This window comes from Enterobacter cloacae complex sp. XAL002 (genome assembly GCF_049236805.1).
Lineage (GTDB): Bacteria > Pseudomonadota > Gammaproteobacteria > Enterobacterales > Enterobacteriaceae > Enterobacter > Enterobacter intestinihominis.
Genome location: NZ_JBMKJN010000016.1, coordinates 55,742 through 80,270 on the forward strand (window position 1 = coordinate 55,742; position 24,529 = coordinate 80,270).

The window sequence follows — 24,529 nt, forward strand, 5'->3', positions numbered from 1 at the left end:
CTTACGGAACAACGATCAGCGGGCCACTGGCCGACCCCGTTGCACGCCACTGCGGAACGTACATGGACTCGACCATCGGAACAGGCACCTGATAGGTTCCCGGCGTAACGGCACGGGCCAGGTAAACCAGCGTGACCGGCTGACCTTCATTGACCGGCACGGCGGCCACAAAGCGATCGTCGCGGAATTCCATGTGCTGAATATCAGACTGTTGCATCTGATTCAGCAGATTTTGCACTTCACTGCCGCTGTCCTGCAAGCTGGCGCTGCTGCTCGCCAGATTCTGGTTTTCCAGCTCCAGACCTGCCGGGAGCAGATCCACCACCAGCGCATCCGGTACGTTCTGGCTGGCCTTCACTTCCAGCCACACCAGAACCAGCTCACCGCTCTTAAGTGAAGAGAGCGACTTGCTGCTGCCGTCTGTCGACAGGATATGACGTTCAATCTGCAAGACGTGAGAAGATGGCTGGGGCGCATACTCCGGATAGCCAGTAGTGTCCAGTCGTACCCACAGCGGCGTCGTGCCGGTATTCGTCACCTGCAAGGCACCAGGCTGGTCGCCGTTCAGGTTTTCTACCTGCGCTTTATCACTGCTCTGGGTCTGTTCAGAGAGGGTGGTCGTTGCCTGCCACGCGCCTGACAAGGTTTGCAGTGAACGTCCAGCCAGGAACAGCGCATTGCTCTCCTGGGTTGACAGCCAGCGCTGGCTGAACGCGTTTTCAGATAACGCGTTCAACAGCCTGTTTTGCGCATCCGGCAGCAGCTTGTACTCTTCCAGCAGGGAGAGCATCAGGGCATTATCACGCAGCTGGCTGCCGTAATCCGCCATCCAGTTTCGGCTGTCGTTACGGGGTGTTTTGAGAGCCAGATCCAGCGCCTGCTGGCTGCGCGGTGTATCCCCCATCAGTTTGAGTGCCATGCCCAGCTGCATCAACGGAAGCCCGGAAGCGGCCTGAGCGTGACGCTCCCAGATTTCACGCAGTGCACCGAGCGGCGCTTTTTGCTGACGAGCCAGCACCAGCGAAGCATACGCCTGGACAGCAAATTTGCTGGCCTGGGTGTCGTCGCTGTAGCGGATGGACATCATCCCCGGATCCTGTAAATAGCGCAGCAGTCGGCTGTTGGCGTTATTCACCGCCTCGGCAGGCACGCTGTAACCCTGCTCCCCTGCCCGCACCAGGAAGTCCGTAACATAGGCGGTCAACCAGTACTCTTCCGGGCCGTTTTTATCCCACAAGGCAAAACCGCCATCGTCACGCTGCATTTGCAGCAGACGGGAGATGCCGATATCAATGGCCGCACGGCGTTTATCGTCGGTGTCGCCTTTAATGCCCAACGCCGTAAGCTGTGCCGCGTTGGTGTAGAGGGACGGGAAAAGGCCGCTGGTGGTCTGCTCAAGACATCCGTATGGATAGGCCTGAAGTTCACGAATGTAGCGCGCCAGGTTCAAAGGTGGTTTACCGCTGAGCAACAGCTGTCCCTGTAGCGTGGCAGGCGAGAAACCGTCGATATGCTGTGCTGGCGCGCTCCAGGATTCGCCAGGGTTCAGCATCGTGCCCGTATTCACCGTTTGCGCCGGGAATGCGGGGCGTACACCAATTTTCCAGCTCTTCTGCTGCGGCGCAAACGTCTCACCAGGGAGCTGAAGCCCCGTCACCTGAGCAGTTACTTCACCATCGCCATAGCCTTCCAGCGCGCGCACCGGAATAAACAGAGTGCTACGTGCGCCAGGCGGCAGCTTAACCGGCTCTGGCTGAGCACCTTCGAGCGACACCTTACCGGTTGCGGTTAACGCAATGTTCAGGGTTTGCGGCTGGTCAGTAAGGTTGGTCAGGTCCAGCGTCAGGCGAGAGGTATCGCCACTTGCGAGGAATCGCGGCGTGTTAAGCTCGGTGATAATCGGAGCCGCCACAATGATTTTGCTTTCGCTGCTGCCGAAATCGTCTTCCGTCCAGGCCTGCGCCATCAGACGCAGTTCGCCGTTAAAATCGCCAATCGGCAGCGTGATGGTGCCTTCACCGTTGGCATCAAGCCTAACCGGCTGCGCCTGCTGAGCAATAATGGTGACATGGTTCACCGGTGGCTTACCGCCGCGTTTCAGTTCATCGCCGTCTCCGCCAAAGCGCAGTGCGGCCAAACGTCCCTGACCTTCAATCACCTGGCCATAAACATCATAGATGTCCGCGCCATAGCGCTTCTGACCGAAGAAAGCTTCCCACGGATCCGGCGTGACGTAGTCGGTAATGTTCAGCACGCCGCTATCAACAGCCGAGACCAGCACGTTCACCTTCTGTGGCACAGCCCCCTCTTTTACGCTGGCTTTCACTTTCACAGAAAGCGTCTGGTTCGGACGCATTTTTTGTGGGTTATCAAGTGCGATGCTCAGGCGACGATTTTCGTCCCCCATTGGCAGATGCAGCAGACCAACCGCGCGTTTTGGCGTGGCGGATTTAGATTTATCGCCAGGACGAACCACCAGCGTGCTGAGGTAGAGATCGTGACGTTTCCAGGCCTTATCCACCGGAATGGCGAGATCCAGACCGTTAACCGGTACGTCGATCTCTTTCCACCACAGTGGCCCTTCGCTGGATTCGATCATTGCATAGCCCTTGCCTGCGGCCGGCGCTGCAATATGCAGGTTGATGGTATCGCCTGGCTGATAGGATGGCTTGTCCAGTTTCAGCGTCACACGATCAGGGCGTGCAGCACCCGTGCCATCGCTGTTATCCTGCCAGCTGTACCCCGCCCAGAAGCGCACGCTGCTGACCATGTTATCAGGGGCTTTCACTTCCAGACGGTATGAGCCCCACTCCACCGGGAAGGTGACTTTACCGGTTTCATCGGCCTTGAGGTTAAGTTCCTGCTCGCCCTCAACGAGATCTTTTTGATCAAACTGAGACTGCCAGCCCTCGCTCTCGGACCAGTTCCAGAAGTAGTCGCGACGCTCACGGACCAGACGCACCTGCAGACCAGATACCGCTTTTTTCGCCCCGCTGGCATCGGCATAGACGATGTCAAAGCTGGCGTTGCCGTTCTCGTCGACAATCGGCTGGTTGACGGTGGTATCGGTGCGGTAGTCGTACACGGCCTTGCTGGCGAACTGTGGGCGGATCCCCGGAAGTTCAGCCGCAGGCCAGATAGCCTGCTCGGCGCGTCGCGTTACCGGACGCCCGCCTGATTCCAGCAGGCTGGCTTGCAAAATCAGTTGCAGAGGCGAGTGCACCTCTTTCCACTGACTTTCGGTGGTAACCTGTCCGCGCCCCTGTTCGTCCAGCGTAAGCTGCACTTCATCCAGGCTGCGGCTCAGGTTCTCCTCGGCAATATCACCGAACTGGAAGCCAGGCAGTGCAGGCACCGCGTCACGCAGCGGACGCAGGAAAAGCAGGCCTTGCAGAGAATTACCGTTAGCCGGCGCGCCATACAGGTAATAGCCCACAACGTTAAAGTCCACATCCTCCTGCGGGGAAACCGGCGTTTTTTGCCCGGTCAGATTCAGCGCCATACGCTCAGGCATAAAATCTTCGACGTGGAAATCCCACATGCGCTGCTGGTTATCCCCCGTATTCGCGCGAATATGCCACATGCCGGTCTGGGCGCCGCTATCAAGCGAATAGTTGAAGCGATAAAGGCCGTTCTCAGGTTGCACAACGACCGTACGCGCTACCTGGCCGTCCGGACGCAGCACGTCAAGTTTTACCGGCTGCTCGGGAAGCGGTTTGCCATCGCTGTCGCGAAGCAGGCCGTTAAGGATCACCGTTTCACCCGGACGATAGAGATCGCGCGGGCCAAACATAAAGAACTGTTTGCTGTAACCCGGGTTACCGGCGATATCAAACTCCGCCAGATCCAGCGCCGGAAGTTTGAGGTCAAGAAGCGTGGTCTGTCCATCTTTACTGGCCAGGATCAGCGCGGCTTCTTTATCGGTTTCCAGTTTCGCATGACCATCGGCGTCGCTATTCGCCTCGGCCAGGGTCTGTCCTTTATCGTTCAGAAGGGTAATGGTCACGCCTGACTGCGCCGCACCGTTTTCAAGACTCTGGGTGAAGATGTCCAGGCGGTTATGATAACGGTGAGCGGACAGCCCAATATCACTTAAGGTAAAGAGCGTCGCGGCGTTACTGTAGTTATAGTGACCAGCCTGATTCATCACGGCGATATAGACGCCAGACTGCTGGAGCGGCTTAATATCTTTGAGCGGCAGGAGCAGTTTTTCACGCGTGTTGCGCGCCGGGTTGAGGTCGAAACGGCCGGTGTAGACCAGTTCCGCCATCTTCAGCAGGTTGTCAGATTCCCAGTTGGTCAGCGAGTTACGGTACTCCCACTGGCTGACAAACGAGGCCAGCGACTCCGGCTTAACGCGGTAGAAGTTCACGTCCACATTGTTGACGTTGAGCGCCATCACCGGCAACCCTTCCACCACTTTACCCGGCAGCAGCGATCCGCGGCTGGCGAATCCGACCGTCGGTTCAACATCCCGGGTGGTGATCGCTTTTTCATAGTCAATGCCGAATGTCGCTTTGTTCAGCGCCAGCAAATTACGCTCGACGGTGACGACCAGATTACGATTCGGCTCCAGATGGCGCAGGCGCAGCTCTTTCAGATTGGGGGCCAGTTCCCAGGCGCCGTCCACTTTGCCACTTTTTTTATCCACCACATGCACCGTTTTCGCAAAATCCTGGCTGGGATCCAGCGGTACAGAGAAGGTCAGAACCAGTGTCGCAGCACCGTCGAGTTGCACTTCAGAGGCATCCAGCAGCGTCAACGCCTTACCCTGACTCTGCGCGGCCAGCTTAGCCAGCTTTTCAGGATCCGGTTTTGCCGGGGTTTTCTGTGCTGATGTAGTAGACGCTGCGGGGGCAGCGGCCTGAGGTTTGTCATCGCTGTTATCACAGCCGGCAAGCGTAAAGGTGGTGAGCAGCGCGAGAGAGATCGCAGCTAAGCGAAACGGTTTCATCCTATGTCCCTGGCCTGAGGGGCCTGTTGGTCGTCGTCCGGATAAGTATTATCCGCAAGTTTCGTTAATACAAAAAGTCCAATTTTATAATCTGGAAAGCGCCTCGCAGAATGGCATCGTACTCGCATGCGAGGGTGGAACCGCGATCACACAGCGTAACGTAACATGTTACCTTTCGCGTCATTTGTTTTTAAAACAAGAAGATAGCTGGATAAGCTCGCATCATGCCTGCTAGTTTTATGACCATGACGCACCCCGAGTGCGCGGTTCAATAAGAGAGAAAGCCATGAAACGAGCCGTGAACGCCCTACAAAATTTCGGAAAATCACTTTACGGACCTGTACTTATCTTACCTATCGTCGGTCTGTTTATCGCCTTTGGGAATGTGCTGGGTAACGGCAATCTGGCCGAGTACCTGCCGTTTCTCGGCCATCCGCTGATCCAGAGTGTCGGCCAGCTGATCGCCAAATCTGCCGTGTCGGTGCTGGTCAACCTGGCGCTGGTGTTTGCCGTCGGGATCCCCATTGGCCTGGCAACCCGAGACAAAGGCTACGCGGCGCTGATTGGGCTGGTGACTTTTATCGTGTTTATCAATGCCATGAACGTGACGTTACAGCTTCAGGGAGAACTGGCCCCTGCAGAGCAGATGAAAGCCGCCGGACAAAGCATGGTTCTGGGCGTCCAGGTGCTGGAGATGGGCGTTTTCGCCGGGATCCTGACCGGGGCGCTCTCCGGTTATCTGTACAACAAATATTCCGGTGTCCAGTTTAACGGCGCGATGGCGATATACTCCGGCCACTGCTTTGTCGCGATTGTGATGTTGCCAGTCTCTATGCTGCTCGGCGTGGTCATGAGCGAACTCTGGCCGTACGCACAGCATGGAATAAGCGCCCTGGCGCTGGCGATCAAAGGGTCCGGTCCGTTTGGGGTGGCGATCTACGGTTTCCTTGAACGCATTCTGGTGCCGACGGGCCTGCATCATCTGGTCTATACGCCGTTCCTGTATACCGAACTGGGCGGTACGCAGGAGGTGTGCGGTACGGCTTACCAGGGCGCGCGCAATATCTACTTCGCCGAGATGGCCTGCCCGGACGTGAAGCAGCTCAGCAGCACCGTGGTGTGGGATGCTCGCGGCATCAGCAAGATGTTCGGCCTTCCCGCCGCCGCACTGGCGATGTACATGACCGCGAAGCCAGAGCGTAAAGCGATTGCGAAAGCCATTCTGATCCCGGCGGCGCTGACCTCGCTGCTGGTCGGCGTAACCGAGCCGATCGAGTTCTCTTTCCTGTTTGTCGCCCCGCTGTTGTTCGTGGTGCATGCGGTGCTGACCGGCATTGGCATGATGCTGTTCACCCTGTTTGGCGTTCACGCCATCGGCGCCAACGGAATTATCGATTTTATCCTCTACAACCTGCCGCTCGGCACGGAAAAGTCCAACTGGCCCATGTACATCGTGGTCGGGCTGATCATGTTCGCCCTTTATTTCGTGGTGTTCCGCTTCCTGATCCTGCGTTTCAACATGAAAACGCCCGGTCGTGAAGATGACGATCGGGAGACGCGCCTCTACAGCAAACAGGAATACCAGGCGAAGGGAAATAACGACGGGCTGGGCGAATCGATCGTCGTCGGTCTGGGCGGTCGGGAAAACATTCAGGTGGTTGATAACTGCTACACCCGCTTACGCGTCACGGTGAAGGACGTCGCCATCATCGACGAACCGCGCCTGAAAGCGACCGGCGCGAAAGGGATTATCAAACAAGGTAACAACGTTCAGGTGGTCTACGGGCTGCATGTCAAAAAAATGCGAGAAGCCGTTGAGACGTTTCTCTGAAAGGAGCTAAAGATGTTAACACCCCCATTCATTCTGTCGATTGCTGGCGGCGGCAGCACCTACACGCCAGGTATAGTGAAAAGCCTGATGGTACGCCTGCACGATTTCCCCCTGGCAGAGATTCGCCTGTATGACATCGACGAGGCGCGCCAGAACACCATTGCGCCCGTGGTGGAAAAGGTCATTCGCGACCACAGCCAGAGCATCAAATTCACGGTCACCAGCGATCCGGAGGTGGCCTTCAGCGGCGCGCATTTTGTTTTTGCTCAGATGCGCGTCGGACAGTACAAAATGCGCGAGCAGGATGAAAAAATTCCGCTGCGCCACGGAGTGGTCGGTCAGGAAACCTGCGGACCCGGCGGGCTGGCATATGGCCTGCGTACGATCCTGCCGATGGTAGAGCTGATCGATCGGGTGGAACGCTACGCGCACGAGAAAGCGTGGATCGTGAACTACTCCAACCCGGCGGCGATCGTCGCTGAGGGCGTGCGTCGCCTGCGCCCCAACGCACGCGTGCTGAACATCTGCGATATGCCTGTCGCCGCGATGCGCAATATGGGCGCCATTCTGGGCGTGGACCGTCATAAACTGGAGGTGGACTATTTTGGCCTCAACCACTTCGGCTGGTTTACCCGCGTGCTGGTGGACGGCGAGGACAAGCTGCCGGAGCTGCGTAAACATATCGCGATGTTTGGCCTGCTGACGGAAGACGCGGCCAAAACCGACCCGCAGCACTCGGATCCGTCATGGGTGAAAACCTGGCGCAACATCAAGCCGATTATGGATAACTTCCCGGAGTACCTGCCGAACCCGTATCTACAGTACTACCTGATGCCGAACCAGATTGTGGAGCATCAGAACCCGGACTATACCCGTGCCAACGAAGTGATGAACGGACGTGAGAAAAAGCTGTTTGCCGCCGCCGAAGAGTACCAGCGCAGCGGGATCTTACCGGACGCCTTCCACGTAGGTGTTCACGGCGAATTTATCGTCGATGTCGCCTGCTCGCTGGCATTCAACCTGCGCCAACGTCATCTGGTGATGGTGGAAAACCGCGGGGCGATTACCAATCTGCCGTACTATGCGGTGGTGGAAGTACCTGCCTATATCACCTCCGAAGGGCCGGAGCCTGTCCGCGTGGGTCAGGTGCCGTTGTTCCACCAGACGCTCCTGCAACAGCAGCTCGCTTCTGAACAGCTGCTGGTGGAGGCAACCATCGAAGGCAGCTACGAGAAAGCGTTGCAGGCGTTTACCCTGAACCGCACCGTGCCGACCATGGAGCACGCGAAAGCGATTCTGGATGAGATGATCGAAGCCAACCGCGACTACTGGCCTGCGCTGCAAAAGGCATGGCAGGACGGTGAAGCGGTGAAAAAATAGGGGCTTGCTCGCGAGTTGAACGTGGTTAACTTGTCGGTGTCAGAAAAAACACCGACAATCCTTTTTTACGGAAAAGAATGGAGGCAACCATGTCCACCTCATATTTTGTCGCCGCCGACTGGCTGATTGAGCACGGCGACGACCCGGAAGTTCAGATTATCGACGCGCGCATGGCCCCTCCGGGCCAGGAGCATCGTGACGTTCCCGCTGAATATCGCGCAGGGCACCTGCCTGGCGCGGTTTTTTTCGATATCGAAGCCCTCTCCGATCACACCTCTCCCCTGCCGCACATGCTGCCTCGTCCGGAAGCGTTTTCCGTGGCGATGCGCGAGCTCGGCATCAGCAAAGACAAACACCTTGTTGTTTATGATGAAGGTAACCTCTTCTCCGCCCCGCGGGCGTGGTGGATGCTGAAAAACTTCGGCGTGGAAAAAGTGTCGATTCTGGCGGGCGGGCTTGCGGGCTGGAAGCGCGACGAGCTGCCGCTTCAGCAGGGCGACGTGACGCTGCCGGAAGGCGAATTCGATGCCACGTTCGACGCACACGTGGTGAAACGCCTGACCGACGTGCTGGTCGTGAGCCACGAAAACACGGCCCAAATCGTCGATGCGCGTCCCGCTCCACGCTTCAACGCTGAAGCGGATGAGCCGCGTCCGGGACTGAAACGCGGACATATCCCGGGGGCGCTGAACGTGCCGTGGGGCGATCTGGTGTTTGAAGGCGAGCTGAAAACCACCGATGAATTGCGTGCCATTTTTGAACGTCAGGGCGTGGATTTGCATCGTCCGGTTATTGCCAGCTGCGGCTCCGGCGTGACGGCCTGCGTGGTGATCCTGGCACTGGCAACCCTTGGCGCGAATGACGTGACGCTGTATGACGGCGCCTGGAGTGAATGGGGTGCACGGGACGATCTACCGGTTGAACCGGCGAAATAATGGATAACCGCCTGGCAACGCTGTTAACACGCGGGTCGTCACTGACCCGCGCTGAGTATCGCGTCCTCGCCCACCTCACTGAGCATCCGCTGCTGGTGGGCAATATCACGGTGCGCGAGCTGGCGCTGGCGACATTTGTCTCCACCGCGACGATTATGCGGCTGTGCCAGAAGCTGGGCTTCAGCGGCTTTAGCGAGTTTATCTGGCACTGCAAGCAGCTGCTTTCTGACACGCCGCATATCACCGTACAGTCTGCGCAACATGCAGAAATGCCCGCGCTTTTTGCCCGGTTTATTGCCAACTATCAGCAGACCTTCCAGTGGGTTACCCAGGACAAACGCCAGCAGTTTGCCAGCCTGCTGCGCCAGAAAGAGAGCTTCTTTCTCTACGGCGCCGGGTTTTCATATCTTTTTGCCGAGTACCTGACCAAGAAGTTGCAGGTGCTGGGAAAAACCGCGTTCATCTCCGGACCGGGGGACAGCCGGAATATTTTTCTCAGCAACGCCGCACGCTATCAGGTATTTATTGCCGTTTCGCGCAGCGGCGAAACGGAGCAGGTGCTGGATAAAGCGCGGATCGCCAAAAACGTCGGCATGACGATCGTCGCGTTTACCCGCGCGTCGGCCAATACGCTGGCAGGTATGGCCGACGTGCATTTTGCCCTCTATGACGAAGCGGTACATTTCGCCGCTGAAGCCGCAGGGGTGACGTCGTTTGAGTCGAATCTGGTGCTGCTGATGGATTTACTGTTGCTGGAAGCAACGGGGTGAAGGTCACCCCGCCGTAATCAGATAATGCGGTTGGTCTTGAGATCGCGCAGGAAGCCGCCCCAGCGACGCTCGTAGAACGGGGTGATGTGCTCGGTAATAAAGTGGCTGATGCCCTGCTCACCTTTCTTCACCTGACAGATATCAATCGGCTCATCGCCCGGGAGCGTGTCGGTCGCTACGCTTCCCGCCGCCTGGATGATCTCGTCGATATCGCCATCGGCCTCAATCCCAATCAGCAGAACAGGCTTTTCGTCAGCGCTCTCTTTGATGGAGCAGAGGAACGCGCGTTTTACCGGCTTGATGGTTTTAAACAGCGTGGTCAGGGAGTCAATCATCTGCGCGGGCGGCTCGGCCACTTCAGACAGTAGCAGCGTTTCGCCCCCTTCCAGCACCTCCTGGGTGCTGAGCGGGTTGCCTTCTTCACCAATCAGATGGCTGATTTCACGCGGAGTGAACTCTTTCCCTGTCGGCAGTTTGGCGTTGAGGAACAGCGTCTGCCCCAGGGTCATTTCGAACAGCGTGCGCACCGGCATCACCACGAACGCCTGTTCGTCTTCTACCGCTTCCTGCAAGGCCTCGAGCGAGGTAAAGAACGGGATCACCGACGTGCCGTCGTCTTTCTCCCAGTGCAGCAGATCCAGGGCGCTGTCTTCGACAACCTGCTCCCCTTCTGCTGCGGTGCCCGGCACCCAGACGGTGGATTCCAGCAGCGTGCGGAAAAAGGCCGGACGGTGGGCGGGCTCGGTCGCCGCCTGCTCCAGCAGGGTTTCTAATTCGTTTTTGGTTTCTGACATAGTTTGGCTACTTCACAATTGCCCGGCGGCGCTACGCTTGCACGGGCCTACGGGTTTTGTAGGCCGGGTAAGCGTAGCGCCACCCGGCAAAAAAGATCACTCAGCCGTCAGCAGGTTCGCCACGGTACGCACACCCAGACCGGTTGCGCCTGCGGACCACTGCTCAACCGCCGCTTTACGGTAGGTAGCGGAGCAGTCAATGTGCAGCCAGCCTTCATGGTAGTTCTCAACGAAGTGAGACAGGAAGCCTGCTGCTGTGCTGGCTCCCGCCGGGTACGCCGCGCTCGCGGTGTTGTTCAGCTCGGCGAAGTTAGACGGCAGCTGGCTGCGGTGGAACTCGGCCAGCGGCAGACGCCAGAACGGCTCGTTTTCCGCCGCCGCGCTGGCCAGCAGGCGAGCGGCCAGCTTGTCGTCGAAGCTGAACAGCGCATGGTAATCGTTGCCAAGGGCAGTTTTCGCCGCGCCGGTCAGGGTCGCCATGTCGATAATCAGCTCCGGCTTCTGCGCAGAGGCGTCGATCAGGCCATCGGCCAGCACCAGACGGCCTTCGGCATCGGTGTTCATCACCTCAACATTTTTACCGTTGCGGTAGCGAATGATGTCGCCCAGCTTGAAGGCATTGCCACTCACCATGTTATCCGCGCAGCACAGGTAGAGCTTCACGCGCTTGTTCAGACCACGGGTGATGGCGAACGCCAGCGCGCCGGTAATGGTCGCCGCGCCGCCCATGTCGGACTTCATGGAATCCATGAACGCGCTCTGCTTCAGGCTGTAACCGCCGGTATCGAAGGTGATACCTTTCCCGACCAGACAGGCAAAGACCGGCGCTTCTTTATCGCCGGTTGGGTTGAAATCCAGTGCCAGCAGGACCGGAGGACGCTCGGAGCCACGACCCACGGTGTGGATACCCATGTAATTTTGTTCGCGCAGGTCTTCACCTTTGGTGATGCGGTAGGTCATCTTGTCGTCCGCCACGCCGCACAGCAGGTCAACCGCGCGCTGCGCCAGCTGCTCAGGCCCCAACTCTTCCGCCGGGGCGTTGATGGTGTCGCGCACCCAGTCGATAATTTTCAGGCGGCTTTCCAGCTCTTTCTGACCGGCTTCATCGAGGTTCGCCCACTCAATTTTACGGGTGCCTTTCGGGCCTTTGTAACCCGCCCAGAAAGCCCAGCTGCGGTCTGTGTCCCAGCCTTCGCCAGTCAGAGTGACATGCTTAATGCCCAGGCCGTCAATTTTACGCGCGGCGCGCTGGATCAGGCCCAAATCATCGTTACCCGTCAGGTGCAGGGTAATACCGTCGTTATTGATGCTCCAGGTGGCTTTCTCGCCCCAGCGTGCGTCGGCTGGCTGCGTGGAGAGCGTAATCTTCATCGCTTCGGTCATTTTATTTGTCCTTATTAGCAAACGGGCCGCCTGAAGGCAGCCCGTTAAGTGATTTACTCTGCTTCATCTAACCAGACTAACAGAATCGCCTCCAGAATTTTTTCATTGGATGCGTTTGGATCGTCGTCAAAATCCTCTAAATCGCAGATCCACTGATGCATGTCGGTGAATCGTACGGTCTTCGGATCGAGATCCGGGTTCGCGTCGTAGAGCGCTTCGCCGATTTCACGGCTGTCTGTCCACTTCAGTCCCATATTAATGCTCGCGTGCGTGGTTGATGGTGTAGCGTGGGAATTCCACGACCAGATCTTCATCGGTCACCGCGGCCTGGCAGCTTAAGCGGCTGTCTGGCTCCAGACCCCATGCTTTGTCCAGCATGTCGTCTTCGTCTTCGGTGCTCTCGGCGAGAGAATCAAAACCTTCACGCACGATGCAGTGGCAGGTGGTGCAGGCACAGGATTTTTCACAGGCGTGTTCCACTTCGATACCTGCACGCAGGGCTACATCGAGAATGGTTTCACCGGTCTTCGCTTCCAGAACAGCGCCATCCGGACAGAGGTCCGCATGAGGCAAAATAACAATCTTTGGCATATTAAACCTCGTCCACGGACTGGCCTTTCAGCGCGACGCGGACAGATTTGTCCATGCGGCGAGCAGCGAAGTCCTGGGTTTGTTTATCAACGTTTTTAATGGCTTCTTCTATTGCGTCAGCGTCATTGCCTTCGGCCACGGCGCTTAAGCGCGCAGCAGCCTCGTCAATCACCTGGCGCTCAGCGGCGCTTAACAGCGCGGCATCGGCAGCAAGCGCGCCGTTCAGGCTTTCCAGCACGCGTGCGGCTTCCACTTTTTGTTCCGCCAGCATACGCGCCTTCACATCCTGCTCGGCGTAGCTCATTGAGTCCTGAATCATGGAGGCGATTTCGCCATCGGTCAGGCCGTAGGACGGCTTCACCTGAATGGACGATTCGACGCCGGTGGATTTTTCCAACGCCGTCACGCTCAGGAGACCGTCCGCATCCACCTGGAAGGTGACGCGAATATGCGCCCCGCCCGCCGGCAGCGCCGGAATTCCGCGCAGCGCAAAGCGCGCCAGAGAGCGGCAGTCCTGCACCAGCTCGCGCTCGCCCTGCATCACGTGGATGGACATCGCGGTCTGGCCGTCTTTGAAGGTGGTGAACTCCTGTGCGCGCGCCACCGGAATGGTGGTGTTACGGGGAATAACTTTCTCCACCAGGCCGCCCATGGTTTCTAAACCCAGAGACAGCGGGATGACGTCCAGCAGCAGCATTTCGCTGTCCGGCTTGTTGCCGACCAGGATATCGGCCTGGATAGCGGCACCCACGGCAACCACTTTGTCCGGGTCGATAGAGGTTAGCGGCGTGCGGCCAAAGAATTCCCCTACGCGCTCACGTACCAGCGGCACGCGGGTTGAGCCGCCAACCATGACCACTTCCAGCACCTCGTTAGCCTCAACGCCCGCATCTTTCAATGCGCGACGGCAGGCCAGTAGGGTACGCTTAACCAGAGGCGCAATCAGTTCGCTGAACTGGTCGCGGGTGATCTCACCCTGCCAGCCTGCGACGTTCACGCTGACGGACTGCGCATCGCTCAGGGCGATTTTGGCGTCGATGGCCGCATCCAGCAGTTCACGCTGGACGCGCGCATCGCTGCGATCGCTGATGCCCGCCTGCTCGCGGATGTAGTCCGCCAGCAGATGGTCGAAGTCATCGCCGCCGAGCGCGGAATCCCCGCCGGTGGCCAGCACTTCGAACACACCGCGGCTTAAGCGCAGGATAGAGATATCAAACGTCCCGCCGCCGAGATCGTAAACCGCAATCACCCCTTCCTGACCGGAATCGAGGCCGTAGGCAATGGCTGCCGCTGTCGGTTCGTTCAGCAGACGCAGCACGTGCAGGCCCGCCAGACGCGCGGCGTCTTTGGTGCCCTGACGCTGTGCATCGTCAAAGTAGGCCGGAACGGTGATTACCACGCCGTCCAGATCGCCACCGAGCGTCGCCGTCGCGCGCGCCGCCAGCGCTTTGAGGATGTCAGCAGAAACACGAATCGGGTTCAGCAGACCGGCAGATGTCGCAATCATCGGCAGGCCGTTTTCGCTGGCCTGTAACTGGTACGGCAGATGCGGATAACGGGTCTGGATATCCGCCAGCGAGCGGCCCATCATGCGCTTAACCGAGCTGATGGTGTTAGCCGGATCGCGCGCGGCATTGGCGCGGGCATCAAAGCCGACCGCGTGACCCTGCTGCTGGTAGTGGACCACGGAAGGCAGCAGATGGCGGCCCTGCTCGTCAGCCAGCGTTTCCGCCTGGCCGCTACGCACGGTCGCCACGAGAGAATTGGTGGTGCCCAGGTCAATACCGACCGCCAGACGACGCTGGTGCGGTGCGGCGCTTAAGCCTGGCTCACTAATTTGTAATAAGGCCATAATTGCTTCCGAAATTAAAAATCGAGCAGCTTTTCTTCGAGTTGTTCAGCACTGCTTCGCAGTTTATCGAGAAAACGGAGTTTGCGCACAGTGTCTGCCGCCACGTCCCAGGTCTCGTTGTTCAGTTGCTCAACCATCTGCTGATGGCGGGTATCGAACATGCCCTTTACGCGCTGGAGAAAACGTTCCAGACGCGCTTCGTCTTTAGCCTGTTCAATTTCATCCAGCTCTTCGCGAAGCTCCAGCTGCTCCATCAGAAACGCGGTGTCGCGCACGGTATGCTGTTCGCTCGCCAGATCAAAACCGTGGAGCGAGAGCAGATATTCTGCACGCGCCAGCGGATGACGCAGCGTTTGCCAGGCCTGGTTGATGGTTGCGGAGTGTGATACCGCAGCCAGCTGCTCTGCCTGCGTCCCGCTGGCGAATTTATCCGGATGGTACTGACGCTGGAGATCCTGAAAACGGATCGTCAGCGCCTGGAGATCAATCGGGTATTGAGCGGGTAGTCCGAAGAGAGTGAAGTAATCCATAACAATCTCAGGGGTAGGCTGTTAGAACAAACCCCACGCGTAGCACAGCCACGGTGGGGTTATACCTTCTTACTTCGCGCTGCAGATGCGTTGTCTGCGCTCGTTCACCCCAGTCACTTACTTAAGTAAGCTCCCGGGGATTCACTCGCTTGCCGCCTTTCTGCAACACGAATTAATCGGTATAACAGCGGAACGCGGTTAAACGTGGAAGCTTTCGCCGCAACCACACTCGTCTTTGACGTTCGGGTTCGTAAATTTGAACCCTTCGTTCAGGCCTTCTTTTACAAAGTCCAGCTGAGTGCCGTTGAGAAATTGCAGGCTTTTGCCATCGACCACCACCTTCACGCCCTTGTCTTCAAACACGGTGTCATCAGACGCCGGTTCGTCAACAAACTCCAGTACGTAAGCCATACCAGAACAGCCGGAGGTACGTACGCCCAGTCGCAGGCCAAAGCCTTTACCACGGTTCGCCAGAAAAGAGCTTACTCGCGCGGCAGCGCTGTCGCTAAGGGTAATCGACATACTCAAACCTCAATTATTTTGCTTCACGTTTGCTTTTGTAATCCGCAATGGCGGCTTTGATCGCGTCTTCTGCCAGAATTGAACAGTGAATTTTCACCGGCGGCAGTTCGAGTTCTTCAGCAATGTCCGTGTTTTTGATTGCCTGTGCTTCGTCCAGAGACTTGCCCTTCACCCACTCGGTGACCAGGGAGCTGGAGGCGATAGCAGAACCGCAGCCGTAGGTCTTGAAGCGCGCGTCTTCAATGATACCTTCATTGTTGACTTTAATCTGCAACTTCATCACGTCGCCACACGCTGGCGCGCCAACCATACCGCTACCGACAGATTCGTCGCTGTTGTCAAAAGAGCCAACGTTGCGCGGGTTCTCGTAATGATCGATAACTTTTTCGCTGTATGCCATGATTGAATTCTCCTTATGTACCGATTAGTGATGTGACCATTCAATGCTGTTCAGATCCACGCCCTGCTTGAACATTTCCCACAGTGGAGAAAGGTCGCGCAGACGGCCGATGGAGTTACGAACCAGTTTGATGGTGTAGTCAATCTCTTCTTCGGTAGTGAAACGACCTAAAGAGAAACGGATAGAGCTGTGCGCCAGCTCGTCAGTCATGCCCAGCGCACGCAGCACGTAGGATGGCTCCAGGCTTGCAGACGTACAGGCAGAACCGGAAGAAACGGCCAGGTCTTTCAGCGCCATGATCAGCGACTCGCCTTCAACATAGTTGAAGCTGACGTTGAGGATGTTCGGCGCGCCCTGCTCGAGATCGCCGTTCAGATAGACTTCTTCCATATCCTTCACGCCGTCCCAAAGACGGTTACGCAGCGTACGCAGGCGTGCCATCTCGCTTTCCATCTCTTCTTTCGCGATGCGATACGCTTCGCCCATGCCCACAATCTGGTGAACAGGCAAAGTACCGGAACGCATGCCGCGCTCGTGACCGCCGCCGTGCATCTGTGCTTCGATGCGGATACGTGGCTTACGACGAACGTACAGCGCGCCGATGCCTTTCGGGCCATAGATTTTGTGACCGGAGAAGGACATCAGGTCCACTTTCAGCTGGCTCAGGTCGATAGGCAGTTTGCCCACGCTCTGGGTCGCATCCACGTGGTAGATGATGCCGCGCGCACGGCACATTTCGCCGATGGTGGCGATGTCCTGCACAACACCGATTTCGTTGTTAACGTGCATGATGGAAACCAGAATGGTGTCATCACGCATCGCCGCTTCGAGCTCTTTCAGGTCGATGATCCCGTTGCTCTGCGGCGCCAGGTAAGTCACTTCGAACCCTTCACGCTCCAGCTGACGGCAGGTGTCCAGCACGGCTTTGTGTTCGGTTTTGCTGGTGATGATGTGCTTGCCTTTTTTCTGATAAAAGTTGGCTGCACCTTTGATCGCCAGGTTGTCGGATTCGGTCGCACCGGAGGTGAAAACAATTTCACGCGGGTCGGCACCGACCAGGTCAGCAATCTGATTACGGGCGATATCAACCGCCTCTTCAGCATGCCAGCCAAAACGGTGTGAACGGGAAGCTGGGTTACCAAAGTTTCCGTCCAGGGTCAGACACTGCATCATTTTCTCGGCAACACGCGGGTCCACCGGCGTGGTTGCGGAGTAGTCGAGATAAATCGGTAATTTCATTGCTCTATAAACTCCGTACATCGCTTCAATGCAAGGAATCAGGCAACCGGCTGGATGTACGACCGAGTACGCGGGGTGTGACCACCCCGGCCTGATTCTGAATACTTATCTTTTTAATTACGCGCGCAGTTTAACGTCGATGGCGTCCTGCGTGCGGGTGCTGCGTTGTGAATCCTGACTGTGCTGACGACCAGAAACATCCAGAACTTCCTGGTTATTAACCAGCTCACCCAGGGTGATATTATTCAGGAAGCCGGTCAGACGGTCGCTCAGATCGCGCCACAGCGCGTGGGTAAGGCATTTATCGCCGCCCTGGCAGCCGCCTTTGCCCTGGCAACGGGTCGCATCAACGGATTCGTCAACTGCGCTAATCACTTCGCCAACCGCAATACTGCCCGCGTCTTTACCCAGCAGATAACCGCCGCCCGGGCCACGAACGCTGGACACCAGTCCATTTTTACGCAGTCTGGAGAACAGCTGTTCCAGATAAGAGAGGGAGATCCCCTGTCGTTCAGAAATATCAGCCAACGGAACCGGGCCCGCTTCGGAGTTGAGCGCAACGTCCAGCATCGCGGTCACGGCATAACGCCCTTTAGATGTCAGTCTCATGTCTTACTTAACCTCAAACTCGCCCCTGCCCGGGGTTTTTTATTGTAAAATGGGGGTATTGCATAGCAGGGCCAAGTCTGACATTCCTGACTAAATTGGTCAACTATTTACTTGACTGTTTTAGTCAGGTATTTAACCTTCTGTGCCGTATTTTTTGCCCGGCGGCGCTGCGCTTGCACGGGCCTACGGGCTTTGTAGGCCGGGTAAGCGAAGCGCCACCCGGCGAACACACGGCACTACTCTTTATTCTTCTGCTCAATAGACGCCAGGATCCCGCGCAGGATGTTCAGCTCCTGGCTTTCCGGACGCGCGCGGGTGAACATACGGCGCAGCTTGTTCATCACCTGTCCCGGGTGACCTTCGCGGATAAAGCCAGTAGAGAGCAGCGTCTGCTCCAGGTGGCCGTAGAAGCGCTCAAGATCGTCCACCAGCGGGTAGGCCGTCTCTTCTTTAGGTTCGACCTGTTTCTCCTGCGTCGCCAGCCATGCCATGCGTACTTCGTAGGCAATCACCTGCACCGCCATCGCCAGGTTCAGCGAGCTGTATTCCGGGTTTGCGGCAATCGCCACGTGGTAGTGACACTTCTGTAGTTCCTCGTTGGTCAGGCCAACGCGTTCACGACCAAACACCAGCGCAACCGGCGCCTGTTCCGCTTCTGAGATACTTTTCAGGCCGCATTCGCGCGGGTCCAGCATCGGCCAGGGCAGCGTACGGGAGCGCGCGCTGGTCCCCACCACCAGACTGCAACCGGCCAGGGCTTCGTCCAGGGTGTCCACAATCTGTGCATTCCCGATCACGTCGCTGGCGCCGGCCGCCAGCGCAATAGCCTGAGAGTCTGGTTTCACCAGCGGATTAACCAGCCACAGGTTCGTTAAGCCCATGGTTTTCATAGCGCGGGCCACAGAGCCCATGTTGCCGGTGTGCGATGTTTCGACCAGCACGATTCGAATGTTTTGCAGCATAATTTTTAGATGTCTGGATTCAGTGTCTGAAGAATATTCGGGCATATTATCATAAACGAGAGACATAATCCGATCCCGCTGCTATACTCTGCGCCGATTTTCCTGTTCTTTAACATCCAGTGAGAGAGACCGATGCATCCGATGCTGACCATCGCCGTGCGCGCAGCGCGCAAGGCGGGTAATGTAATTGCCAAACACTACGAAACCCCAGACTCCGTAGAAACCAGCCAGAAAGGCAGCAATGATTTCGTGACTAACGTCGATAAAGCCGCAGAAGCGATTATTATCGAAACGATCCGCAAATCTTACCCGCAGCACACCATCATCACCGAAGAAAGCGGTGAACATGAAGGTACCGATCAGGATGTTCAATGGGTTATCGATCCACTGGATGGCACCACCAACTTCGTTAAGCGCCTGCCACACTTCTCTGTGTCTATCGCAGTACGCATCAAAGGCCGTACTGAAGTCGCCGTTGTTTACGATCCAATGCGTAACGAACTGTTCACCGCGACCCGCGGTCAGGGCGCGCAGCTGAACGGCTACCGTCTGCGCTGCAGCAATGCACGCGATCTGGACGGCACGATTCTGGCGACCGGCTTCCCGTTCAAGGCGAAGCAGCACGCAACCACTTATATGAATATCCTCGGCAAACTGTTCACCGAATGCGCGGACTTCCGTCGCACCGGCTCTGCTGCACTGGATCTGGCCTACGTGGCGACCGGCCGCGTTGACGGTTACTTTGAGCTGTCACTGAAGCCGTGGGACTTCGCTGCGGGCGAGCTGATCGCACGTGAAGCTGGCGCGATTGTTTGTGACTTCACCGGCGGCCATAACTATATGTCTACCGGCAACATCGTTGCAGGTAACCCGCGCGTTGTTAAAGCCATGCTGGCAAACATGCGTGAAGAACTGAGCGATGCGCTGAAGCGTTAATCCAGTCTGTTAAGCCCGGTGGCGCTACGCTTACCGGGCCTACAAACCCCTCAGGTATGGCTAAAAAGGCCGCAACCCCCTTCCCACCGGCACCGCACTTATCCACATCGTGACCGCAGCCACCAGCAGAATCACCCCGCCCGCCAGCGCAAGCGTCGTCCAGCCAACCTGTCGCCACAATACCGGCGTTTTATTGCCGCTGAGTTTTACCGCCAGCTGACGGAAGCTGTGCACCAGCAAGGCTAACGAAGAGATAGTCAGAGATGTTCCCGCCGCCATCGCCAGCGCCGAGATCATGCCCCAGCCAAATACACCTATCACTTTGCTGAACAACAGCACCATGATTGCGCCCGAGCACGGACGCATCCCCATTGAGAGAACAATCATCAGGCGCGCACGCCAGTCGTCACCATTCTGTAATTGTTCCTGCGTCGGCAGATGCTGATGCCCGCACCCGCAGTTTTCATGGTGAAGGTGATGCGGCGTAAAGATTTTGAATTTTGGTTTTTGCAGCAACGCGCGCAATTTTTTCAGCGCCCTCAGGCAGAGGATCAGCCCCAACACGCCTACCAGCGCGTAACTTCCCTTCTCCAGCCAGAAGCTGCTCATATGCAGCTGGCGGGCCGGGAGCTGTAGCAGCGAAAGGACGACCACGACCAGCGCAATTGCCACACCGCCCTGAAGTAAAGAGGAAGCCAGCGTCAGGCCGATACTCGATTTCAGCTTCGACGGATGGGTGGCAAGCCAGGTCGTGATAACGATTTTGCCGTGCCCCGGCCCCAGGGCATGCAGCACGCCATAGATAAAGCTGAACGCCAGAAGAGAGCCGCCCGCTTTGGACGGATTTTCCGCCACGGCTTTCAGCAGCCCGCTCATCTGCTGATTAACTTCCCGCTGCCAGAGGATACTTTTCATCATCACCTGCGGCCATGCCTGCCACAGCCAGAGCGCGCCGCCAGACGCAAACAGCAAAAAGAGCGCCAGAGGCCAGAGGTGCAGCCAGCGACGCGGCTTACTGACGGGAGAGGAGATCACTGACATTGTAACGTCACCTCCTGCGCAAACTGTTTTCCTAATTCCATGTCTTCTGGAGGCGCATCTTCTTTATCAAGGGAAACGGCAAAGTTCAGCGTCTCTTCACTGGGCGTCGGCGTGTGCACGGCAATTTTGCAGCTTTTTTGCAATATTTCTGGCAACTGTACGTCGCTGTCCTGGGCGTAATGCATATCGACATAGTAGGTTGGGTCAAACGTGGAAAACCTGTACTTCTGCCCGGCCAGCGGCTGAGGGTGCGCCAGCGGAAGGATAAACGTCAGCACCGCCTGATGGCCGTCGCGGGTCATACCGTACTCCGTGGGACGGTTAAGAAATTTCACCTTTTGTCCGTTGTGCCAGAACTCGGTGAAGTAGTGCTGACCCAGCACGTTGGCCATGACTTCCGCCGCCAGCTTTTTCCAGATCTCGTCGCCGGGCTTTGCGTTTCCGGCATCGTACAGCAGGTCGGCGGAGGTGATTTCATCCATCGTCCAGCGCATCTTCAGGCCGCTAAGCTGTGTGCCGTCCGTCACCAGTTCGGTTTTCAGGCTGATAAAGCTGTGAGGATGTGCGCTGGCGGCGGAGGTGATAACCGCCAAAAATAACGCTGTCACGCTTTGTTTAACTGTTTGCATCAATTCCTCACGTCAAAAATTCTGTGATGTTCGCCAGCAATCCTGAATGAAAGGCCTGCCGGCGCGCTTTTCAGCGCCCATCCTTTAGCTATTCTTATCAAACATTCACACTGGATACCCGACAGATGATGACGACGCTTGAAATTCCATCTGTGCTTTCCAGTTCGCAGCGCCGTTGCCAGGTGCTTTTGATGCTTTACCTGCCCGATGCTGCCGTCACCGCACAGAGCATAATCGCTGCCAATGGCGTGGACGACGTCCTGGCACGGCAAGATATAGCCGAGACGCGCGATGAAATCCAGCGCTATCATCGGCTTGATATCGTCACGCACCATGACGGTTGTTACCGAATTGAGGGCTCCGCCCTGAATCAGCGTTTGTGCCTGCTGCACTGGCTGCGCAGGGCGCTTCGGCTGTGTCCACATTTTGTCGCCCAACAGTTTACCCCTGCCTTAAAAACCGCGCTCAAACAGCACGGCATTGCCCGCCCGCTTTATGACGATGCGAACCTTCGGGCGCTTATCAACTTTTGCGCGCGCAAGCTTCAGCGCCAGTTTGAGTCCCGCGACGTACAGTTTTTACAGCTTTATCTGCAATATTGTCTGATTCAGCATCATCTGGGCAATACGCCGGAGTTTTCACCCGTTCAGCGCAGCTGGACGCAATCGAGAGGGGAATACTTTACGGCGCAGGAAATTGTCCGTCACTGGAAACGGCGCGTCCCGCAGGGAACGCACTGTGATGAACAGCTGTTCCTGGCGCTGCTGTTTATGATGCTCCGCACACCCGACCCGGTACTGGATAAACACCAGCAGGATCAGCGCCTGCGTCGGGCCATCGTGCGTATGATTGCCCGTTTCCGGGCGCAAACCGGGATGAACTTCAGCGATGAGCAAGGGCTGACCGATCAGCTGTATATTCATCTGGCTCAGGCGCTGGACCGCTCCTTATTTGACATTGGCATCGACAACAATCTGCCGGAAGAGATCCACCGTCTATACCCCCGGCTGCTGCGCACCACTAAAGAGGCGCTGTTTGAGCTCGAAGCCGAATTTGGCCTGCGATTCTCCGGTGAAGAGATGGCTCTGGTGGCGGTGATTTTTGGTGCCTGGCTGATGCAGGAAACCGATCTTCATGAAAAACAGGTGGTCCTGTTAACGGGGGAAGATAAAGCCTGCGAGGAGTTAATTGAGCAGCAGCTTCGCGAGCTAACGCTGCTGCCGCTCAATATTCGTTATCTTAGCCTGGAAGCGTTTAAGAAGGAGGGCGCCCCCCGCGAGGCGGCGCTGGTTATTACGCCTTATCCAACCGCCCTGCCGCTGTTCTCGCCGCCGCTCATTCATGCCGTTGAGACCCTGAACACGCAGCAGCAGGAACATATTCGCGTTATGCTCGAATCCTAGTTACGTGCGAGCAGCGACTTTAGGGCGGATGACAATGGCCGGCAAAGCGACCAGCGCCATCACCCAGAACACACCGTGGCCCAGGTGCTGATAGAGGAAACCGGCAAATACGGTCATCACCGCAATACTGCCGCCCATCGCCACCGCTGAATAGACTGCCTGAAGACGAATAACGTCCCCACCCTCTCGCGCCGCGATATAGCGCATCGCCGCCAGATGGCAGACGGTGAAGGTTCCGCAGTGCAGAATTTGCGCCACAATCAGCCACGGCAGCTCCGTCGTCCAGCCCATGATGCCCCAGCGCGCTACGCCGCAAACGGCGGAAAGCAGCAGCAGGTCACGCGCCCCGAAACGACGGAACAGTTTTTGGCTCAGCGCGAAGATAATGACCTCCGCAACCACGCCGAGCGACCACAGGTAGCCTACCGCAGAAGCCGAGTAGCCCGCCCCCTGCCAGTAGATGGCGCTGAAGCCGTAATAGGCCGCATGCGCCCCCTGAAGCAGACAGACGCAGGCCAGGAAACGCCAGCTTTGCGCCACCAGCGAGCGCCAGGCGGGCCAGCCAGCGCTCTCCTGATGGCGGCTTTCGCCCTGCGGCATCACCGACGGACGCAGCAACATACCGAGCAGCATCGAGGCGATGCCGAGCGTTAACAGGGCCAGAATGGCGCGATAGTCATAGAGGCTGACCAGTTTCCCGACCAGCGCAGAGCCAATCACGAAGGCAATCGATCCCCACAGGCGCACGCGTCCATAGTCCATGGTGATCTGCTTTTGCCAGGTGTTCGCCAGGGCATCCGTCAGCGGCACCAGCGGGGAGAAGAACAGATTAAAGCCAACCATCACCACCATCAGCCAGGCAAACTGGTGGCTGACCCAGAAGCAGGCCGCAAAGACCAGCGTCAGGAGGGCCAGAATTCGCACCGCTTTAATCAACAGAGAGGGATCGCTGACGCGGGGTGCTATCAGCAGGCTACCCAGGAAACGTGCCACCAGCCCCGCGCCCAGCAGGATGCCGATGGTCTCAGGCGTCAGACCAATTCCCTTGAGCCAGACGCTCCAGAAAGGCAAAAAAATACCGTAACTAAAGAAATAGGTGAAATAGCTGAGCGCCAGCCAGCGCGTGGAATGCAAGACCATGAATCCCTCCCGAAATGGAGGCGATAGTCTGGCGTTAATCCCTGACTTTAGCAAGTCGTTAGCGCGCTATAAATTAACTAAAAATTAACATCATCACCAGCCGTACAGCGTATGGCGAGAGCGGTAAAACTGTATTACGTTTATAAGACATCGCCTGAAGAGGTCGTTTGCCATGAACAGCTTACGTTATTTCGATTTCGGATCCTCTCGTTCTCTCCTGCTTTTAATTGCCCGCATTGCTATCGTGGTCCTGTTTATTATTTTCGGTTATCCCAAGCTGACGGGGTTTAGCGGCACCGTTCAGTACATGACGTCGCTCGGCGCCCCCATGCCCATGCTGGCCGCGATTATTGCGGTGGTAATGGAAATCCCCGCCGCGATTCTGATCGTTCTGGGCTTTTTCACCCGCCCCCTCGCGGTGATCTTTGTCTTCTATACGCTGGGAACGGCGGTGATTGGACACCACTACTGGGATATGACGGGCGATGCGGTCCTGCCAAATATGATTAACTTCTATAAAAATGTGAGTATCGCTGGCGCCTTTATTTTGCTGGCGATTACCGGGCCGGGGGCCATCTCCCTCGACCGACGTTAGCCCATAAAAAAAGGCCGCATGAGCGGCCTTTTT

22 protein-coding genes are annotated in these 24,529 nt (G+C 57.2%); 7 read left to right on the forward strand and 15 right to left on the reverse strand.

Features of this window, described 5'->3' with window-relative positions; all coding sequences use genetic code 11:
* Position 1: 1 nt before the first annotated feature.
* Positions 2-4,954, reverse strand: coding sequence for an alpha-2-macroglobulin family protein (locus ACOT0L_RS16030; protein ID WP_126503542.1), 4,953 nt, complete (start codon positions 4,952-4,954; stop codon positions 2-4).
* Between the two features lie 286 nt (positions 4,955-5,240).
* Between ACOT0L_RS16030 and ACOT0L_RS16035 the strand changes: the two genes are divergently transcribed.
* From ACOT0L_RS16035 to ACOT0L_RS16050, 4 genes are all read left to right on the forward strand, one after another.
* Complete coding sequence (locus ACOT0L_RS16035; protein WP_038416508.1) at positions 5,241-6,785, forward strand: PTS transporter subunit EIIC; 1,545 nt, start codon at positions 5,241-5,243, stop codon at positions 6,783-6,785.
* A gap of 12 nt (positions 6,786-6,797) precedes the next feature.
* Positions 6,798-8,165, forward strand: coding sequence for a 6-phospho-alpha-glucosidase (locus ACOT0L_RS16040; RefSeq protein ID WP_126503540.1), 1,368 nt, complete (start codon positions 6,798-6,800; stop codon positions 8,163-8,165).
* A gap of 89 nt (positions 8,166-8,254) precedes the next feature.
* Positions 8,255-9,100 (forward strand): 3-mercaptopyruvate sulfurtransferase, encoded by an 846-nt coding sequence (gene sseA, locus ACOT0L_RS16045; protein ID WP_023300716.1) that lies wholly within the window; start codon positions 8,255-8,257, stop codon positions 9,098-9,100.
* A complete protein-coding gene (locus tag ACOT0L_RS16050; RefSeq protein WP_023306706.1) occupies positions 9,100-9,870 on the forward strand; it encodes a MurR/RpiR family transcriptional regulator in 771 nt (256 codons plus the stop codon). The genes sseA and ACOT0L_RS16050 overlap by 1 nt, the downstream gene beginning before the upstream one ends.
* Positions 9,871-9,887: 17 nt before the next feature.
* On the opposite strand, the gene sseB is transcribed toward ACOT0L_RS16050, so the two are convergent.
* The 11 genes from sseB to trmJ form a co-directional block, all read right to left on the reverse strand.
* Positions 9,888-10,664 (reverse strand): enhanced serine sensitivity protein SseB, encoded by a 777-nt coding sequence (gene sseB / locus ACOT0L_RS16055; RefSeq protein ID WP_058646163.1) that lies wholly within the window; start codon positions 10,662-10,664, stop codon positions 9,888-9,890.
* A gap of 96 nt (positions 10,665-10,760) precedes the next feature.
* Positions 10,761-12,047 carry an aminopeptidase PepB gene (gene pepB / locus ACOT0L_RS16060; RefSeq protein ID WP_108367209.1) on the reverse strand — a complete coding sequence of 429 codons (1,287 nt, stop codon included), beginning with the start codon at positions 12,045-12,047 and terminating at the stop codon, positions 10,761-10,763.
* Positions 12,048-12,100: 53 nt separating this feature from the next.
* Entirely contained in the window at positions 12,101-12,301 is a 201-nt protein-coding gene (gene iscX / locus ACOT0L_RS16065) for a Fe-S cluster assembly protein IscX (RefSeq protein WP_003860650.1), read from the reverse strand.
* A gap of 1 nt (position 12,302) precedes the next feature.
* Positions 12,303-12,638: an ISC system 2Fe-2S type ferredoxin gene (gene fdx / locus ACOT0L_RS16070; protein ID WP_003860652.1), complete on the reverse strand. Its 336-nt coding sequence runs from the start codon at positions 12,636-12,638 to the stop codon at positions 12,303-12,305.
* A 1-nt stretch (position 12,639) separates the two neighbouring features.
* Positions 12,640-14,490, reverse strand: coding sequence for a Fe-S protein assembly chaperone HscA (gene hscA / locus ACOT0L_RS16075; protein ID WP_126503538.1), 1,851 nt, complete (start codon positions 14,488-14,490; stop codon positions 12,640-12,642).
* Positions 14,491-14,504: 14 nt separating this feature from the next.
* Positions 14,505-15,020 carry a co-chaperone HscB gene (gene hscB, locus ACOT0L_RS16080; protein ID WP_022649017.1) on the reverse strand — a complete coding sequence of 172 codons (516 nt, stop codon included), beginning with the start codon at positions 15,018-15,020 and terminating at the stop codon, positions 14,505-14,507.
* 198 nt (positions 15,021-15,218) lie between these two features.
* Positions 15,219-15,542 carry an iron-sulfur cluster assembly protein IscA gene (gene iscA, locus ACOT0L_RS16085; protein WP_003860659.1) on the reverse strand — a complete coding sequence of 108 codons (324 nt, stop codon included), beginning with the start codon at positions 15,540-15,542 and terminating at the stop codon, positions 15,219-15,221.
* Between the two features lie 13 nt (positions 15,543-15,555).
* The gene (gene iscU / locus ACOT0L_RS16090) at positions 15,556-15,942 is read right to left on the reverse strand and encodes a Fe-S cluster assembly scaffold IscU (protein WP_003860661.1); all 387 of its coding nucleotides are present in this window, start codon (positions 15,940-15,942) and stop codon (positions 15,556-15,558) included.
* A 24-nt stretch (positions 15,943-15,966) separates the two neighbouring features.
* Complete coding sequence (gene iscS, locus ACOT0L_RS16095; protein WP_006176692.1) at positions 15,967-17,181, reverse strand: cysteine desulfurase; 1,215 nt, start codon at positions 17,179-17,181, stop codon at positions 15,967-15,969.
* 117 nt (positions 17,182-17,298) lie between these two features.
* A complete protein-coding gene (iscR, locus tag ACOT0L_RS16100) occupies positions 17,299-17,790 on the reverse strand; it encodes a Fe-S cluster assembly transcriptional regulator IscR (RefSeq protein ID WP_003860665.1) in 492 nt (163 codons plus the stop codon).
* Positions 17,791-18,026: 236 nt separating this feature from the next.
* Positions 18,027-18,752, reverse strand: a complete 726-nt coding sequence (gene trmJ / locus ACOT0L_RS16105; RefSeq protein WP_032622388.1) for a tRNA (cytosine(32)/uridine(32)-2'-O)-methyltransferase TrmJ — start codon at positions 18,750-18,752, stop codon at positions 18,027-18,029.
* A gap of 132 nt (positions 18,753-18,884) precedes the next feature.
* On the opposite strand from trmJ, the gene suhB reads away from it, so the two are divergent.
* On the forward strand, positions 18,885-19,688 hold the full coding sequence (suhB, locus tag ACOT0L_RS16110) for an inositol-1-monophosphatase (RefSeq protein WP_022649020.1): 804 nt from the start codon (positions 18,885-18,887) through the stop codon (positions 19,686-19,688).
* A gap of 60 nt (positions 19,689-19,748) precedes the next feature.
* Here the strand turns inward: suhB and ACOT0L_RS16115 are convergent, their stop codons facing one another.
* Together ACOT0L_RS16115 and ACOT0L_RS16120 are read right to left on the reverse strand one after the other, a co-directional pair.
* Complete coding sequence (locus ACOT0L_RS16115) at positions 19,749-20,729, reverse strand: nickel/cobalt transporter (protein WP_063841727.1); 981 nt, start codon at positions 20,727-20,729, stop codon at positions 19,749-19,751.
* Positions 20,720-21,358 (reverse strand): DUF1007 family protein, encoded by a 639-nt coding sequence (locus ACOT0L_RS16120; protein WP_022649022.1) that lies wholly within the window; start codon positions 21,356-21,358, stop codon positions 20,720-20,722. The genes ACOT0L_RS16115 and ACOT0L_RS16120 overlap by 10 nt, the downstream gene beginning before the upstream one ends.
* A 125-nt stretch (positions 21,359-21,483) precedes the next feature.
* Here ACOT0L_RS16120 and csiE point away from each other — a divergent pair, with 125 nt between their 5' ends.
* Entirely contained in the window at positions 21,484-22,761 is a 1,278-nt protein-coding gene (csiE, locus tag ACOT0L_RS16125; RefSeq protein ID WP_048966854.1) for a stationary phase inducible protein CsiE, read from the forward strand.
* On the opposite strand, the gene ACOT0L_RS16130 is transcribed toward csiE, so the two are convergent.
* Complete coding sequence (locus ACOT0L_RS16130) at positions 22,762-23,901, reverse strand: 3-phenylpropionate MFS transporter (RefSeq protein ID WP_003860673.1); 1,140 nt, start codon at positions 23,899-23,901, stop codon at positions 22,762-22,764.
* A 172-nt stretch (positions 23,902-24,073) separates the two neighbouring features.
* Here ACOT0L_RS16130 and ACOT0L_RS16135 point away from each other — a divergent pair, with 172 nt between their 5' ends.
* Entirely contained in the window at positions 24,074-24,496 is a 423-nt protein-coding gene (locus tag ACOT0L_RS16135; protein WP_038416512.1) for a DoxX family protein, read from the forward strand.
* The last annotated feature ends 33 nt before the right edge of the window (positions 24,497-24,529 follow it).

Bases quoted from the DNA above. Each gene is read 5' to 3' on its own strand.
- ACOT0L_RS16030 (WP_126503542.1), bottom strand. From the start codon at position 4,954: ATGAAACCGTTTCGCTTAGCTGCGATCTCTCTCGCGCTGCTCACCACC.
- ACOT0L_RS16035 (WP_038416508.1), top strand. From the start codon at position 5,241: ATGAAACGAGCCGTGAACGCCCTACAAAATTTCGGAAAATCACTTTAC.
- ACOT0L_RS16040 (WP_126503540.1), top strand. From the start codon at position 6,798: ATGTTAACACCCCCATTCATTCTGTCGATTGCTGGCGGCGGCAGCACC.
- sseA (WP_023300716.1), top strand. From the start codon at position 8,255: ATGTCCACCTCATATTTTGTCGCCGCCGACTGGCTGATTGAGCACGGC.
- ACOT0L_RS16050 (WP_023306706.1), top strand. From the start codon at position 9,100: ATGGATAACCGCCTGGCAACGCTGTTAACACGCGGGTCGTCACTGACC.
- sseB (WP_058646163.1), bottom strand. From the start codon at position 10,664: ATGTCAGAAACCAAAAACGAATTAGAAACCCTGCTGGAGCAGGCGGCG.
- pepB (WP_108367209.1), bottom strand. From the start codon at position 12,047: ATGACCGAAGCGATGAAGATTACGCTCTCCACGCAGCCAGCCGACGCA.
- iscX (WP_003860650.1), bottom strand. From the start codon at position 12,301: ATGGGACTGAAGTGGACAGACAGCCGTGAAATCGGCGAAGCGCTCTAC.
- fdx (WP_003860652.1), bottom strand. From the start codon at position 12,638: ATGCCAAAGATTGTTATTTTGCCTCATGCGGACCTCTGTCCGGATGGC.
- hscA (WP_126503538.1), bottom strand. From the start codon at position 14,490: ATGGCCTTATTACAAATTAGTGAGCCAGGCTTAAGCGCCGCACCGCAC.
- hscB (WP_022649017.1), bottom strand. From the start codon at position 15,020: ATGGATTACTTCACTCTCTTCGGACTACCCGCTCAATACCCGATTGAT.
- iscA (WP_003860659.1), bottom strand. From the start codon at position 15,542: ATGTCGATTACCCTTAGCGACAGCGCTGCCGCGCGAGTAAGCTCTTTT.
- iscU (WP_003860661.1), bottom strand. From the start codon at position 15,942: ATGGCATACAGCGAAAAAGTTATCGATCATTACGAGAACCCGCGCAAC.
- iscS (WP_006176692.1), bottom strand. From the start codon at position 17,181: ATGAAATTACCGATTTATCTCGACTACTCCGCAACCACGCCGGTGGAC.
- iscR (WP_003860665.1), bottom strand. From the start codon at position 17,790: ATGAGACTGACATCTAAAGGGCGTTATGCCGTGACCGCGATGCTGGAC.
- trmJ (WP_032622388.1), bottom strand. From the start codon at position 18,752: ATGCTGCAAAACATTCGAATCGTGCTGGTCGAAACATCGCACACCGGC.
- suhB (WP_022649020.1), top strand. From the start codon at position 18,885: ATGCATCCGATGCTGACCATCGCCGTGCGCGCAGCGCGCAAGGCGGGT.
- ACOT0L_RS16115 (WP_063841727.1), bottom strand. From the start codon at position 20,729: ATGTCAGTGATCTCCTCTCCCGTCAGTAAGCCGCGTCGCTGGCTGCAC.
- ACOT0L_RS16120 (WP_022649022.1), bottom strand. From the start codon at position 21,358: ATGCAAACAGTTAAACAAAGCGTGACAGCGTTATTTTTGGCGGTTATC.
- csiE (WP_048966854.1), top strand. From the start codon at position 21,484: ATGATGACGACGCTTGAAATTCCATCTGTGCTTTCCAGTTCGCAGCGC.
- ACOT0L_RS16130 (WP_003860673.1), bottom strand. From the start codon at position 23,901: ATGGTCTTGCATTCCACGCGCTGGCTGGCGCTCAGCTATTTCACCTAT.
- ACOT0L_RS16135 (WP_038416512.1), top strand. From the start codon at position 24,074: ATGAACAGCTTACGTTATTTCGATTTCGGATCCTCTCGTTCTCTCCTG.